Origin of the sequence: Pseudomonas marginalis, assembly GCF_900105325.1 — a bacterium.
Classification (GTDB): Bacteria; Pseudomonadota; Gammaproteobacteria; order Pseudomonadales; family Pseudomonadaceae; genus Aquipseudomonas; species Aquipseudomonas marginalis.
The window spans coordinates 2355846-2370432 of the sequence record NZ_FNSU01000003.1 but is presented as its reverse complement, the minus strand read 5'-3'; the positions used below and the strand labels follow the sequence as shown (position 1 = coordinate 2370432).

At 63.4% G+C, this 14587-nt stretch carries 15 protein-coding genes; 5 read left to right on the top strand and 10 right to left on the bottom strand.

The window, feature by feature from the left end; all coding sequences use genetic code 11:
* Positions 1 to 11 precede the first annotated feature (11 nt).
* Positions 12 to 674: an RraA family protein gene (locus tag BLW22_RS20140; RefSeq protein WP_065940452.1), complete on the bottom strand. Its 663-nt coding sequence runs from the start codon at positions 672 to 674 to the stop codon at positions 12 to 14.
* Positions 675 to 796: 122 nt separating this feature from the next.
* Between BLW22_RS20140 and BLW22_RS20135 the strand changes: the two genes are divergently transcribed.
* Together BLW22_RS20135 and BLW22_RS20130 are read left to right on the top strand one after the other, a co-directional pair.
* Positions 797 to 1693 (top strand): LysR family transcriptional regulator, encoded by an 897-nt coding sequence (locus BLW22_RS20135; protein WP_074847361.1) that lies wholly within the window; start codon positions 797 to 799, stop codon positions 1691 to 1693.
* A 64-nt stretch (positions 1694 to 1757) separates the two neighbouring features.
* Entirely contained in the window at positions 1758 to 2813 is a 1056-nt protein-coding gene (locus tag BLW22_RS20130; RefSeq protein WP_074847360.1) for an NAD(P)-dependent oxidoreductase, read from the top strand.
* Positions 2814 to 2840: 27 nt separating this feature from the next.
* Here BLW22_RS20130 and BLW22_RS20125 read toward each other — a convergent pair whose 3' ends face one another.
* From BLW22_RS20125 to BLW22_RS20110, 4 genes are all read right to left on the bottom strand, one after another.
* Positions 2841 to 5252, bottom strand: coding sequence for a TonB-dependent siderophore receptor (locus BLW22_RS20125; protein WP_065923890.1), 2412 nt, complete (start codon positions 5250 to 5252; stop codon positions 2841 to 2843).
* A gap of 75 nt (positions 5253 to 5327) precedes the next feature.
* Complete coding sequence (locus BLW22_RS20120; RefSeq protein ID WP_074847359.1) at positions 5328 to 6278, bottom strand: FecR family protein; 951 nt, start codon at positions 6276 to 6278, stop codon at positions 5328 to 5330.
* A complete protein-coding gene (locus BLW22_RS20115; protein ID WP_074847358.1) occupies positions 6275 to 6796 on the bottom strand; it encodes a sigma-70 family RNA polymerase sigma factor in 522 nt (173 codons plus the stop codon). The genes BLW22_RS20120 and BLW22_RS20115 overlap by 4 nt, the downstream gene beginning before the upstream one ends.
* Before the next feature lie 140 nt (positions 6797 to 6936).
* Positions 6937 to 7578, bottom strand: a complete 642-nt coding sequence (locus tag BLW22_RS20110; protein WP_065947625.1) for a TetR/AcrR family transcriptional regulator — start codon at positions 7576 to 7578, stop codon at positions 6937 to 6939.
* Between the two features lie 122 nt (positions 7579 to 7700).
* Here BLW22_RS20110 and BLW22_RS20105 point away from each other — a divergent pair, with 122 nt between their 5' ends.
* Together BLW22_RS20105 and BLW22_RS20100 are read left to right on the top strand one after the other, a co-directional pair.
* Entirely contained in the window at positions 7701 to 8918 is a 1218-nt protein-coding gene (locus BLW22_RS20105; protein ID WP_074847357.1) for an MFS transporter, read from the top strand.
* Positions 8919 to 9011: 93 nt separating this feature from the next.
* Entirely contained in the window at positions 9012 to 9809 is a 798-nt protein-coding gene (locus BLW22_RS20100; protein ID WP_065947627.1) for a DNA/RNA non-specific endonuclease, read from the top strand.
* 9 nt (positions 9810 to 9818) lie between these two features.
* Here the strand turns inward: BLW22_RS20100 and BLW22_RS20095 are convergent, their stop codons facing one another.
* From BLW22_RS20095 to BLW22_RS20085, 3 genes are read right to left on the bottom strand one after another with little or no spacing between them, the layout of a single operon-like run.
* Complete coding sequence (locus BLW22_RS20095; protein ID WP_027604002.1) at positions 9819 to 9998, bottom strand: DUF1289 domain-containing protein; 180 nt, start codon at positions 9996 to 9998, stop codon at positions 9819 to 9821.
* A 24-nt stretch (positions 9999 to 10022) separates the two neighbouring features.
* Positions 10023 to 10925, bottom strand: coding sequence for a CDF family Co(II)/Ni(II) efflux transporter DmeF (dmeF, locus tag BLW22_RS20090; protein ID WP_065923884.1), 903 nt, complete (start codon positions 10923 to 10925; stop codon positions 10023 to 10025).
* Positions 10922 to 11197 (bottom strand): metal/formaldehyde-sensitive transcriptional repressor, encoded by a 276-nt coding sequence (locus tag BLW22_RS20085; protein ID WP_074847356.1) that lies wholly within the window; start codon positions 11195 to 11197, stop codon positions 10922 to 10924. Before BLW22_RS20085 ends, dmeF begins: the two co-directional genes overlap by 4 nt.
* Positions 11198 to 11685: 488 nt before the next feature.
* On the opposite strand from BLW22_RS20085, the gene BLW22_RS20080 reads away from it, so the two are divergent.
* Positions 11686 to 12897: a YeeE/YedE family protein gene (locus tag BLW22_RS20080; RefSeq protein ID WP_074847355.1), complete on the top strand. Its 1212-nt coding sequence runs from the start codon at positions 11686 to 11688 to the stop codon at positions 12895 to 12897.
* A 1-nt stretch (position 12898) separates the two neighbouring features.
* Here the strand turns inward: BLW22_RS20080 and BLW22_RS20075 are convergent, their stop codons facing one another.
* Entirely contained in the window at positions 12899 to 13060 is a 162-nt protein-coding gene (locus BLW22_RS20075) for a DUF2986 domain-containing protein (RefSeq protein ID WP_065923882.1), read from the bottom strand.
* Positions 13061 to 13140: 80 nt separating this feature from the next.
* Positions 13141 to 14367, bottom strand: coding sequence for an MFS transporter (locus BLW22_RS20070; RefSeq protein ID WP_074847354.1), 1227 nt, complete (start codon positions 14365 to 14367; stop codon positions 13141 to 13143).
* Positions 14368 to 14587 lie beyond the last annotated feature (220 nt).

Sequence of the window (14587 nt, the reverse complement as noted above, 5' to 3'; positions counted from 1 at the left end):
CTCGGACTCCTTCACGCCAGGCCGGCGTTGTTGAGGGCCTTGTCGATCCAGCTCTGGCGCACCGCACCGCTGGCGATCTCTGCCTTGACCGCTTCTTCATGTTCGGCATGTTGTGCGGCACGGCGCAGCACTTCGGCGGCGTCGGCCTGGGAGAACGCGACCAGGCCGTCTTCATCACCCACCAGCAGGTCGCCGGGGTTGACCACCATGCCGCCGATGGACACCGGCACGTTCACTTCGCCGGGGCCGGTCTTGTACGGGCCGGTATGCACCACGGCGCGGGCGTAGCAGGGGGTGTCCTCAAAGCTGGCGACATCGCGAATCGCGCCGTCGATCACAAACCCCACGCAACCGCGCTGTTGGGCATACAGCTTGATCAACTCGCCGATCACCGCGTTGTTGGTGTCGCCCTGGCCGTCCACCACCAGCACATGGCCGGGTTGCAGCAGGCTCATGGCCTTGTAGATCAGCAGGTTGTCGCCGGGGCGGGTCTTGACCGTGATCGCCGTACCCACCAGCTTGCCGCTGCGGTTGTAGCGGGTCAGGCCGCGGGCGCCGATATGGCGGCCGAGGTTGTCGCTGATATGCGGGGTGACGACATGGGCAAACGCCTCGACCAGTTCGGCCGGCGCCATGGGCGCGTTGGGAAGGATGCGTGAACCGGGCAAGGACATGGCAAATCTCCAGAATTGTTGGATAGCGATGGGCTATGGCCGGATCTTAGGAGTGATGACGGGAGAGTTTTAGCGATATTTTATGATGTGATAGCATCGCTTTTTTTCATGATTTGGTCGCCATGATCACCTTCAAGCAAATCGATGCGCTGTATTGGATCGCCGAACTCGGCAGCTTCGAAGCGGCGGCGAACAAGCTGAACATGTCTCAGTCGGCCATCTCCAAGCGCATCCAGGAGCTGGAAGACACCTTCGACGTCGAGATTTTCGACCGCAGCAAGCGCAACGCCCGGCTGACGGAGAAGGGCGGTGAGCTGCTCGACTATGCCCGCGACCTGCTCGACAGCCGCGACCAACTGCTCGAACGGGTCAGCGCCCGCGAGGTGCTGGTGCGCCGTTTTCGCCTCGGCGTCACCGAACTCACCGCCTTGACCTGGCTGCCGGCGCTGGTGGAAGCGTTGCGCCAGGCCTACCCCAAGGTGCAGATCGAACCGTCAGTGGAACTGAGCAGCGAACTGTTTCGCAAGCTGGAAAGCGACCAACTCGACCTGGTGATTGTGCCGGACGTCTACAGCGACCCGCGCTTCCACAGCACCGTCCTGCAAAGCGTGGAAAACGCCTGGATCTGCGCGCCTGGCCTGATCCCGCACCCCGACCCCGTCTGCCTGGAAGTGCTGGCCGATTACACCGTGCTGACCCAGGGTTCGCAGTCGGGCACCGGCCTGATCTACGAGCGTTGGCTGGCCGCGCACAATGTGCAGATGCCGCGCACCCTCACCAGCCACAACCTGCTGGTGCAGGTGGGGTTGGCGCTGTCGGGGATCGGCGTGAGTTATTTGCCCAAGGCGTGTTTGTCGCACCTGATCGAGCACGGTGCATTACGCGCGCTGGTCACGCAGCCGGAGTTGCCGAATATCCAGTATGTAGCGTTGCATCGCGTGGATCGACAGTTCGGCTTGAACCAGGACGTGGCGCGGATGGCGCAGGTGTGCTGCGATTTTTCGCGATTGTTGTTTTAGAGCAAGTGTGGCGCGATGCTAGTGTATTGGTGCGGTTGAACACCCTTTAAAGAGGCTCACAGGTATGGCATTCACCACCCTGATACTGGATGCACCCGGCCCGCCGTTGCTGTTCGAGGAAGTCGACCGATTCCTTGAGTTGGGCCTGGTCGTTACCCTGAATCTCTACTATTTCACCGATAAACACAGTATCCGCGAGCATTATGGCGAGCGCATCCGGTACACCGAGATCAATGGCCACGACAGGCACGCTTTCATCGACGCCGTGACCCAGGCCGGGGGGTATAGCGTGTTCAAGACGCGCCTGAATATTCCCATTGAGCGCGAGCTGATCCGCGCCGCTGCATCACCGGCCCTGCCAACGCCGCTGCGCGCCATCGCCCAGGCGGGTACAGGCGTTAACCATATCGACCGGCAAGAGGCTGAACGGTGGGGCGTGAGCGTACTCAACACACCGGGCTCCAACGCGGCGGCGGTGGCCGAATACGTCATCGCCCAGGCGTTGTTTTTATCCAGGGACCTGGACCACTACAACGCCCAAACGCATAACGGTCGCTGGGCCAAGGGCACCCTGGCGCCAGGCCGCGAATTCGGTGAACTCACGCTCGGGTTGGTCGGTACCGGCAGCATTGCCCAAGCCGTCGCACGCAAAGCGGGATCGCTCGGTATCAAGGTCATCGCCAGCGGTTCAGAGCGTTTTACGCAGCAGGTCGCGCACAGCCTTGGGCTTGAGCGACGGCAAACCCTCGAGCAATTGCTGGGGGAGGCCGACGTGGTGTCTATCCACGTACCGCTGACACCGCTGACCCAAGGCCTGTTCGGCCTTGCCCAGTTCAGGCAGATGCGCCAAGGCTCGATACTGATCAATACCGCTCGCGGCGGCATCGTCGACGAAGCCCAGTTGGCAAGCTTCATGACCGCGTTTCCCAGGCATATAAAAGCGGTTGCCATCGATACCTTTGTCCACGAAAAAGACCGCTTTGACTCGCCACTGGCAGGCATCGGCAACGCCCAACTGACACCGCATATCGCCGGCAGCACGACGACGGCGATCCGTAAGGCTTCACGGCAGATTGTCGACAAGATCCACGTGCTCAGCCTGGCTGCGGACCCAGGCTGAACATTGCCGAGCCGCTGCCGGTGCGCCTTACCAGCGATACGTCAACGAACTGACCAACTGTCGCTCATCGCCATAGCGGCAAATCGCGAATTCGCAGTAGGTGTAGCGCTTGTTGGTGACGTTATTGGCGTTCAGCGCGACTTCCCAATGCGGGTCGATCTCGTAGCTGGCGCGGGCGTCGTACAGGGTATAAGCGGGCATCGATGACGGCACGCCGGAGGCCTGGGTAGTGCCTTTGTAGCGGGCGCCGCCGCCGATGCGCAGTTGCGGGATGCCGAGCGCCGCCAGGCGGTAATCGGCCCAGAGGGCGGCCTGGTGGTAGGGGGTGTCTTCGCTGCGCTGGCCGATTTCGCTGGCGATATCGCTTTTGGTGATGCGTGCGTCGATGTAGGCGTAGGACGAGATCAGGCTGAGGTTGGGGGTGACTTCGGTCTTGGCTTCCAACTCGAAACCACGGGAGCGCACTTCGCCGACCTGTACCGAGAAATTGAGGTCGGTGCGGTCCTGGCTCAACACGTTGCGCTGTTCCAACTGGTACACCGCCGCACTCAGCAGCGTGGCGCTGCCTTCGGGTTGATAGCGGATACCGATCTCATATTGCTTGCCCTCGGTGGGCACAAAGCTTTGCTCTGCCTTGTTGGCGCCGGCCACCGGGAAGAACGATTCGCTGTAGCTGATGTAGGGCGCCAGGCCGTTGTCGGCCTTGTACACCAGGCCCGCGCGCCAGGTGGTGGCTTCATCGCTTTTGCCGCTGTCGGCGCCATTGCGGAACAGTTCGGTGTGCTGGTCCGCCCAATCATGACGGCCACCGAGCAGCAGTATCCAACGTTCGTCGAACTTGATCTGGTCCTGGAAGTAGATGCCTTTTTGCAGAGTATCGATCTGCGAGCCACGGTCGGTCGCGGGGTTTTTATTGACCACCACCGGCTGGCCGTAGTTGTAGGTCGCCAGGTTCAGCGACGGTGCGTTGCCACGGAAGTTGTGCGAATCGTAACTGGTGTCGTAGCCATCGAAACCCAGCAGGAAGGTGTGCTGCCAGTCGCCGAACTGCCATTTGCTCTCGATATTGGTGTCGCTGGCCAGGCCTCGCGAGCGTTCCTGGCGGTCGCTGTATTGGCGTCGCAGCAGGCCGGTGGTTTGTGCGGTGCCGATGTTGGTGCCGGCGATGTTGACTTGCAGGTAACGCCAGGTCACATCCGACTGGTAGTAACGCAGCTTGTTGCTGATGCGCGTGTGTTCATCGAAGCGATGTTCGAACTCATAGCCCAGCGCCGACATCTCGCCGTTCATTTCGTCGTAGTCCGGCTCGCCGATAAAGTCGTGGCGGCCGATCTGGAACCGGCCTTCGCCGACGCCTTTGGTCAACTGATAGGGCAGGGGCGCGGAGAAGCCGGTTTCGGTCTTCTGGTAGAACGACAGCAGGGTCAGCGAAGTGTCGTCGTCGGGCCGCCAGGTCAGGGCCGGGGCCACGTAGATCTTATCGTTGTTGATATGGTCGGCGGCGGTGTCGCTCTTGCGATCGAGCAGGGTCAGGCGGTAGCTCAAGGTGTCGCTGTCGCCCAACGGGCCGGTGAAGTCCGCGGACAGTTGCTTGCGGTCGTTCTGCCCGGCTTGCAGGTTGATCTCGTGGTAGGGCGTCTGGCTCGGGCGCTTGCTCACGGTATTGATCAGGCCGCCCGGCGACAGCTGGCCATACAGCACCGACGCCGCGCCGCGAATCACTTCCGCACGTTCCAGGCCATAGGGTTCCTGCACGCCGTCGTAGGAGTTGTTCTGCAAGCGCAGGCCGTCGCGCAGGGAGCCGCCGGTGGCCGATTCCACATCGAAGCCGCGAATGCGGAAGCGGTCCGAGGTGCGGTTGAAGCTGGTGGGTTGGCTGGTGAAGCCCGGGGTCAGGTCGAGGGTCTGCGACAGGGTTTCCGATTGGCGGTCGCGGATCTCGTCGCTGGTGACCACCGACAGCGATTGTGGGGTTTCGATGATCGGCGTGTCGGTCTTGGTGGCGCTGAGGTTGCGCGTGGCGACATAGCCCTGGACGTGATCGGTGCTGCTCTCTTCGATCCGTCCGGTGATCGACGTGGGCCCCAGTTCCAAGGAGCCTGTGGTGTCGATCGGCACCAGCACGTAGCCATTGGCGCCTTGCACCGCCCGCAAGCCGCTGCCGCGCAGCAACTGGGCAAAACCCTGGGCCACCGGGAAGTCGCCTTGCAGGCCGGTGGTGTTGAGGCCGGCGACAGTTGTGCTGTCGAACAACAGCGCCACATGGGCCTGCTGGGCGAACAGATTCAGCGCAGGTCCCAGGGGGCCGGCGGCAATGGCATAACGCGCCGCCTCCTGCGCCGCCACCGGGCTGCACACGCCTAAGCTCAGCGCAGCCAGGCTGGCCAGGTTGATCGCCAGGGCGAGGGGTATGGGAGAACGCTTGAGGTGGCGGGGCATGGAAGAAATTCCTGTTATTGAGGTGCTTTCTTCCTTGACGGGGCAGGCGTGAAAAGCGGAACCCGGCAGGCGAAACTATTTTTCCAGGCGTTCGACCTGCAACCACAACGGGCTGAATGCGCGGATACGCACCGGCAGGCCGTCGGCAATCAATTGCAGGGCGCGCCGCGGGTTATCCAGCGGCAACACCGCGGACACGCGCAGGTCGGCCAACTGCTGGCGATCGAACTGCACGTGGCCGCCGTACTGGCGCGCGAGTTCGTCGAGTACCTCCGGTAACGGCCGGTCCTGCACCACCAATTGATGGTGTTTCCAGGCGTCGTCCGTGGCGCGTGGGTCGATCTTGCCCAACAGCGTGACCGCGTCCGGGGTGATGCGTGCCTGTTCGCCGGCGCTGACCTGGACGGCGTCATGCCGGCTGGCGTCGGTGGCGGCGACGGTGGATTCGAGCATACCCAGCAGTGTGCCCGGTGCTTCGCGCTTGACCGTGAAGCGCGTGCCGAGGGCACGCATCTGGCCGTCGTCGGTCACCACCGTAAACGGCCGCGTCGCATCATGGGCCACTTGCACGAGGATTTCGCCGCGCAGCAAGCGCACCTGGCGCTGCTGGCCGTTGAAAGTCAGGTCGACGGCGCTGTTGCCGCCGAGGGTCAATTGCGAGCCATCTTCCAGGTCGACCCGCTGCCATTGCGCCGGGGCGGTGCGCTGGTCGGCCAGCCAGTAACCGGGCGGGTAGGTTCGCAGTGCCAGGGCCACCGGCAACGCCAGCAACAGGCCCAGCAGCACGCGGCCGGTCGGGTTGCGCCGACGTACCCGTGCCGCTTCCAGCGCGGCCTGCACCGGCGCCTGTTGCGGGCGCAACGCCTGCAAACGCCCGACAAAACCCTGCAAGCGCTCAAACGCCGCCACGTGCCGTGGGTCGGCGGCCTTCCAGCGTTCGAATTGCTGTTGCTCGCGCTCGCTGAGGTTGCCTTCATTCAGGCGAATCACCCAGTTGGCGGCCTGCTGGTCGAGGTCGCTGCTCATACGTCCAACGCGTGGTTGCAGTGCATCAGTGCGTTCATCAAATGCTTGCGCACCATGCGCTCGGAAATCCCCAGGCGGCTGGCGATGTCGCTTTGGCGCAGGCCTTCGAGGAAGTACAGCAGGAACGCCTGCCGCGCATTCAGGGCCAGGCCGTCGAGCACGAAGGCGATCTGCTCCAGCGCTTCCAGGGTGACGAGGATCTGTTCCGGCGACTGTTGGCATTGCTCCATCATCTCGACGGTCAGCGCCAGTTCCCGCAGGTAGGCCTCTTCCAACCGGCGGCGGCGTGCGCGGTCGATAATCAGGTGGCGCGCCGTTGTGGTGAGAAACGCCCGGGGCTCGCGCATGCCACCGAGGGCATCGCGGGAGGCGAGGATTCGCACAAACGTATCGTGGGAAAGATCCGCGGCGTTATGGGGGCAACCCAGCTTTTTGCGCAGCCAGCCGAACAGCCAGCCATGGTGCTCGGTGTAGAGCGCATGGACAGCCTGGTTCAAGGGAAGGTTGCTTGCCGACATGGAAGGATACGTCTGCGGATAAGAATTATTCGCAAGATTAGCGGTGTGCCATCAGCGAAAGCAAGCGTGGCCCGCAGGGAGCGCCGTATTTATATCGCCGGGGCTGAACATCCGCTGGGTTATCCCCCCATGGAGAGCGGTTATTTCGAAGGTGTGCTACGGGGAGGTACCGTTGACGCGGCAACATCCCAGCTCATCAGCAACTGGCTGATCGCCGCGTCGAGGGTGGCATGGGGCACGTTGTCCCGCGCCAAGATCGACACCCCCTGCAAAAAACTGTCAAACACACTCGCCATCACGGCGGGCTGGGTCTGTTGCGGCAACTGGCCCAACCGAACCGCGCGCTCCACGCACGCCACAATCCCCGCCCGCGTACGCAGGCGCGACTGGGTCAACCCGTCGGCCACCCGCGCATTTTCCGGGCTGGGCGCACTCATCACGCCCAGCGCCACCATGCAGCCTTTGGGGTGCCCGTCTTCGCATTGCATGCGCGCCGACTGGCGCAGCGCGGTTTCGACGGCCTGGCGCGGGGGCAGGGTGTCGTCCCACAGGCATTCGGTGACCTGGGCGTAGGTCGCCAGGTAGCGCTGCACACACTCGTCGAACAACGCCTCCTTGGAGCCGAACGCCGCGTAGAAACTCGGCGCGGAGATCCCGCCACCCAAGCCCGCCTTGAGTTGAGCCAGGGAAGTGGCGTCGTAGCCATGCTGCCAAAACAGGTGCATGGCCTGTTCCACGGCGTGTTCGCGGTCGAAGGTGCGGGGGCGGCCCATTTGTGCCATGTCAGGTCTCCGGTGGGAAAGCGAGATAAATACTAGTCGATACATAAGTCGTTGACAACGCGCACCAATCGCCCGCAACATTTATATCGATCAGTATCTAAGTCTTGCCCAAGGAGTTTCCCGTGACCCCCTCACTCACTTTATCGGCCGCCTCCGAGCGCCTGCCCATCGGTGCCTTGCTCGCCCTGGCGATGACGGGCTTCATCTGTATCGTCACCGAAACCCTGCCCGCCGGCCTGTTGCCGTTGATCAGCGATGGCCTGGCGATTTCGCCGTCGATGGCCGGGCAGATGGTCACCGCGTATGCGCTGGGCTCGGTGCTGGCGGTGATCCCCATGACCATCGCCACCCGTGGCTGGCGCCGGCGCAATGTGCTGCTGCTGACCATCGTCGGTTTCCTGCTGTTCAACTCGATCACTGCGTTGTCGTCCCACTATGGCGTGACGCTGGTGGCACGCTTCTTTGCCGGGGTGGCGGCGGGGTTGGCCTGGAGCCTGCTGGCCGGTTACGCCCGGCGCATGGTTGCGCCCCACCAACAGGGCAAGGCACTGGCGCTGGCGATGGTCGGCACGCCGATTGCGCTGTCGTTGGGAGTGCCGCTGGGCACCTGGCTCGGTGGCCTGGTGGGCTGGCGCACCACCTTCGGCCTGATGTCGGCGGTGAGCCTGATACTGATCGCCTGGGTGCTGGTAAAAGTCCCGGACTACGCGCCGCAGCCCGCCCATCAACGCCTGTCGCTGGGCAAGGTGCTGACCACGCCGGGCGTGCGCCCTGTGCTGGCGGTGGTGATCAGTTGGATGCTGGCGCACAACATTCTGTACACCTACATCGCACCGTTCGTGGCGCCGGCCGGTTTGGCCGAGCGCGTGGACCTGGTGTTGCTGGTCTTCGGGATCGCTGCGCTGGCGGGGATTTGGCTCACGGCCAGGCTGGTTGAGCCGTTATTGCGCAACACCGTGCTGGCAAGCCTGGCGAGCTTTGCGCTCATCAGCCTGGTGTTCGGCTTACTGGGAACGATGCCGCAGGTGATTTACCTCGGCGTGGCGGTCTGGGGCCTGAGCTTCGGCGGCGCCGCGACCTTGCTGCAAACCGCCCTGGCGGATGCGGCGGGAGAGGGCGCGGATGTGGCGCTGTCGCTGAACGTGGTGGCGTGGAACAGCGCGATTGCCGGCAGCGGCGTGGTCGGTGGCGTGCTGCTGGACACCTGGGGCGTGGGCGCATTTGCGTGGGCGATGCTGCTGTTGGTGGCCGTGTCGTTTGCCATTGCCTGGGTGGCCAGCGCCCATGGCTTCAAGCCGGGCGCGCGGGGTGCGGGAAAGCCGGCGTCGCTCGGGCACTAATCTGACATCTGCTAGTCCATAATCCTCGAAATATCATTCACTTGGCTCCGTACGCGGAGCCTGCCGCTTCACTTTCCTTCGAAGATTCAATCCATGTACCTACGCAACATTGCAGTTGGGCTATCGGCCTTTATCCTGTTTTCGGCCGGGGCACATGCCCGTGGTGCGATAGACCTTTATTCCACTCAGGAACGGCAGTTGTCGTTCGACAGCTGTGCCGATGTATTCCCTGGCGCGACGCCGATCAAAACCGCAACCATCCCCGCCAGCATGAAACCCCTGGCGCTGTGCTCCGACCATTTCGCCGTGCTGTATTCGCAAACCAGCAAGACGCCGCTGGTGGTGGTCGAGCGCCTCAACGCCCGCCAGCTCAAGGACGCCAAAGGCGAGGAACGGACCAACCATTTCTACGCGGACCCGCGCATTCCCAAGGGCGCGCGGGCCGAGTTGAGCGACTACCATGGCCAGCAACCGGCCATGGATCGCGGCCATCAATCCCCGGCCGCCGATGCCCCCGATGCCAAGGCCATGGCCCAGTCGTTTGCGCTGTCGAACATGGTGCCTCAGGACCCCACCAACAACCGCAAGATCTGGAGTAAGGTCGAGGCCGACGTGCGCAAGTTCGCGGTGCGCGCGGGCGGTGACGTGTATGTGTTCACCGGGCCGCTGTTCGACCCGGGCTACAGCACCATCGGCGCCAACAAGATCTGGGTGCCGACGCGCCTGTTCAAGCTGGTGTACGACGCCTCCAGCCAGCGCGCCTGGGCCTACGTGCTGCCCAACGCCGAAACGCGTATCCAGAAGCCGATGGACTACGACACCTTCGTGAAAAGCACCGGGCTCAAATTGCTGGGTAACCTTCCGGTATCGGGGTCGGTGGGGCGCTCCTGATCAAGCGGCTTACCTGGCTTTTTTCAACGCTTTCAAGCGTTGGGTTGCACGTTGCACGGCGGCCATTTTCTCGGGGCGTTTCATGCGTTTCCACTTGCGGATCTCGTCCTTGCTGCGGCCACAGCTGACGCACAGGTCGCCGCTGAGCTGGCAGGTGGAGACGCAGGGGTTTTCGATGTCTTTAGCCAAGGGGTCACCTGGGGGGGTAAAGGCTTACGCCGAACGAAACTCAATGGTGAGGTGGCTCACTTCATGCACCGCCTTGAGACGCTCGCGAAGGGTGTCGGCATCCGTGGTCGCCTGGCCGAGCACACTCACGATCGCTGCGTGGGCGTCGGGGCCCACGCGCCACACGTGCAGGTCGGTAATCCTGGCGTCGCCGGGTTGCTCGACCAACTCGCGGATCTCGGCGGCGACGTGCTCATCGGTTTGATCCAACAGCACACCGGCGGTCACCCCCATCAGGCTCCAGGCCCAGCGCGCGATCACGATGGCACCGACGATACCCATCACCGGGTCCAGCCACACCCAGCCCAGGTAACGCCCGGCCAGCAAGGCGGCGATGGCGAGGACCGAGGTCAGCGCATCGGCGAGCACATGCACATAGGCGGATTTGAGGTTGTTGTCGCTGCCGTGGTGGTGCTCGTGATCGTGCTCATGGCTGTGACCGTGGCCCAGCAACAGCGCACTGACGATATTCACCACCAGGCCCACGACGGCAATCAGGGTGGCGGTACCGAACTGCACCTCGGTGGGTTTCAGCAGGCGGATCACCGACTCGACGCCAATGCCCAGGGCCACCAGCGCCAGGATCAGCGCCGAGGCGAAGCCACCCAGGTCGCCCACCTTGCCGGTGCCGAAGCTGTAGCGCGGGCTGCGCGCATGGCGTTTGGCATAGGCATAGGCTGCGGCGGCAATGCCCAAGGCACCGGCATGGGTCGCCATATGAAAACCGTCGGCCAGCAGGGCCATGGAGCCGGTGAGGTAGCCGGCGGCAATTTCCGCCACCATCATCACCACCGTCAGCATCACCACCCACAGGGTGCGCCTGGCGTTCTCGTCGTGGGCGGCGCCGAGGAACACATGGTCGTGGGCGTGGTGGGTCGTGGGCGTCATTTGGCGTAGCGCCGGATGGCTTCGAGCAGTTCTTCGACGCCCTTGCTGCGTTCTTCCTCGCTGAGGGAGGGATCGGCCACGTGCGCCCTGGCGTGTTCTTCGATGATTTCTTCCATCAAGCCGTTGATGGCGCCGCGCGTAGCGGCCACCAGGTGCAGGGTCTTGGCGCAGTCGGCGTCCGACGCCAGGGCTTTTTCCACCGCCTGAATCTGCCCGGCGATGCGCTTGACCCGTTTTATCAGGCTGTCTTTCTTGGCTGCGATATGGCCCACGGTATACCCCCCCTACCTATAGTGCGGCGGAGTGTGTCATACCCCACCCCCCTATACAAGGTGACCGCAGCGAGAGGCTGTTGTGTAGCCAACTGGGACCCTGTAGTGAGCGGGCTTGTCCCGCGTTGGGCTGCGCAGCAGCCCCAAAACCAGGCGCGGAGGAGTACCTGATACACCGCATTCATCTTCATCAGGGGCGCTTCGCACCCCAACGCGGGACAAGCCCGCTCACCACAGGAATTCGGTCAGCCTGAAATTGTTTATGCAAGACTCAAGACTTTTTTGTTAAGTTTTAATCCTTAAAAATCAATTGGTTATTTTGATTTGATAAGAGTTATCGAGCCCTGGCGAGGCTGCGCTGACGGTGGCATCGCTTGCATCTACGTTGCCTGACACATCGCTATCGCAGCCTCGCTGAAGATCGACAACGCCCACAGGTTATACTCGCCCCTTCGCAATCACCCCTTCAAATCAAACCGAGATACCCCATGAGCACCTCTCTTTCCCTCACCCCTGCGCGCAAGCCTGTCGCGCCGCTGGTGGCCTTTTTCATCCTGGTGCTGGGCGCCCTGTTCCTGCAAAACAGCGTCGGTTCGCGCCAGGTGCTGTTGCTGGTGGTTGGCGCCGCGCTGGGCTTGACCCTTTACCACGCTGCCTTCGGCTTCACCTCTGCCTGGCGCGTGTTTATCAATGATCGCCGTGGCGCTGGCCTGCGGGCGCAGATGGTGATGCTCGCGCTGGCGGTGCTGCTGTTTTTCCCGGCGCTGGGGGCGGGCACGTTGTTCGGGCAACCGGTGGTCGGGCTGGTGGCGCCGGCCGGGGTGTCGGTGGTGTTCGGCGCGTTTATTTTCGGCATCGGCATGCAGTTGGGCGGCGGGTGTGCCTCGGGCACGCTGTTCACGGTGGGCGGCGGTAATGCGCGCATGCTGGTGACGCTGTTGTTCTTTATCTGCGGCTCGCTGATCGCCACCCACCATGTGGACTGGTGGTTTGCATTGCCGGCGTTCCCGGCGGTGTCCATCGTCAAGAGCTTCGGCGTAGTGCCCGCGTTGCTCGCCAGCCTGGCCATGTTTGCGCTCATCGCGGCCGTCACCGTGAGCCTGGAAAAGCGCCGCCACGGCCAGCTTGAAGAAGGCGTGACCAGCGAACACCAAGGCCTGCGCCGCTTCCTGCGTGGGCCATGGCCGTTGGTATGGGGCGCGATTGGTTTGGCGTTGCTCAACTACGCCACCCTGGCGCTGGCCGGGCGGCCGTGGGGGATTACCTCGGCCTTCGCGCTGTGGGGCGCCAAGGTGGCAAACGGGTTGGGTGTGGACGTGGCCAGCTGGGCGTTCTGGCAAATGCCGGGCAACGCCAAGGCCCTGGCTGCGCCGGTGTGGGAAGACATCACCAGCGTCATGGACATCGGTATCGTCCTCGGTGCGCTGTTGGCCGCCGGCCTGGCCGGACGCTTTGCCCCCAGCCTGAAGATCCCGGCCCGCTCGCTGCTGGCCGCAGTGATCGGCGGCCTGCTGCTCGGCTACGGCTCGCGCCTGGCCTACGGCTGCAACATCGGCGCGTACTTCAGCGGCATCGCCTCGGGCAGCCTGCATGGCTGGGTGTGGCTGGTGGCGGCGTTTATCGGCAACGGCGTGGGCGTGCGCCTGCGGCCGTTTTTCTTTGCCGGTGAGCGCCGGCCCGAAGCGCTGAGCGGTTGCTGAGTTAACCCTCGGGGGACATGTCTGGCGCCTGGGCGGCCTCAGCCGCCAGCTTTTCCCGCTCGGCCTTGCTGATGTACTTATCCTTGGATTTCGGTGCCAATTTGGCGCTGGCCTTTTTGGCTTTGGCCTTGAACAGCTGTTGCAGTTTTTTCTGGCGATTCATAGGTTGTACCCGGGTTGGACAGGCCGCGATGATACCAGCTTAAAAATGGCGACAGCTCCCCACGTAGCCGCCGCACAGGCCTAGCCAGGCTGGGCCGCCAGGCTATTACTGACGTTGCGCCCCAACACCAGCACGGTGACAAAACCGCAGCCCAGCAGCGCCGTGGCCAGGCTCAACAGCACCGAGCTGCCCAACTGGTCGACGATCCGCCCACCGAAGAACGAGCCCAAGGCAATGATTACTTGGAACAAGGCCACGAACAGCGGCATGCCGCGTTCGACATCCTTGGGCGCCACCACAAACATCCAGATACTGGCACAGGCCGGGAAGGCGCCGAAGGCGAAGCCCCACAGCCCGATCAGCATCGCTGCGCCGGTCATGCCGGTGGCGAAGTGGGGGAACAGCGCGGTGCTGGTGCCGATCATCAGCGCCACCAGCAACAGGGTGTGACGCACGCTGCGGTTGGCGGCGAAACCGGCAAAGATATTGCCGAACACCCCGGCCACGCCGAAGAGCAGCAACAGCGAACCAATCGTCGGCCCGTCGAAGCCGGAACTGTATTTGAAGAACGGCGCGACATAGGTATAGGCCGCAAAGTGCGCCAGGCCGATCAACAGCACCGCGATCAACCCGATCCGCGCCTGTGGGTTGATAAACAACGCCGGCAGGTCACTGATGCGAATGGCCTTCTCCGGGGTGAGCCGCGGCAGCAGGAACACCTGCGCCAGCAGCACCGGCACGCCCAGCAACGCAGTGACCAGGAACGTCATGCGCCAGCCCATCAGGCCGCTGAGCCAGGTACCGACGGGCACGCCGAGCACGGTGGCCAGGGTCACGCCCATCATGATGATCGAGGTGGCCTTCGCGACGCCCACGCCCTTGGGCGCCAACCGCCCACTGAGGGCAATGGCCGTGGCCCAGAACCCGCCGATGCTGATGCCCAGCAATACGCGGCCGAACAGCAGCAGGTTGAAGTCACTGGCAAAGGCCACGACCGAGTTGGCGATGATCATGATCAGCGTCAGGCCGATCAGCAGGTAACGACGGTCCATGGCACCAATGCTCACCGACAGGAACGGCGCGGCGAGGGCAGCCATGATGCCCGGCAGCGTCACCATCAGCCCGGCGCGACCGGCACTGATACCGAGGTCGGCGGCGACGTCGTTGAGTACACCCACCGGCAGGAATTCACTGGTCACCAGGGCGAAGGCGCCCACCGCGACCGAGAGAATCGCCAGCCACTGCTGTTTGACGCTTTGTTGATTATGTTCGGGACGGCCGCTGGGGGCCTGGAGGGCGCTTGGCATGATGCTGGGTTCCAAGGGGGGATGTCGCCTGAGGCCAGGCGAGGGTGAAAAATTAGAAGGTTATTATAGGAATCGGGCTCGGCAACGCTAGGCGAGAGGTTCGATAGTAATCATCAGTGCTATCGATGTGATGGGGGCAGCCTGCCTGGCAGGGTGTGGCTGGTGGTGGCGTTTTTCTTTGCCGGTGAGCGCCAGCCGGTCATCGGGCAGGCTCGATGCT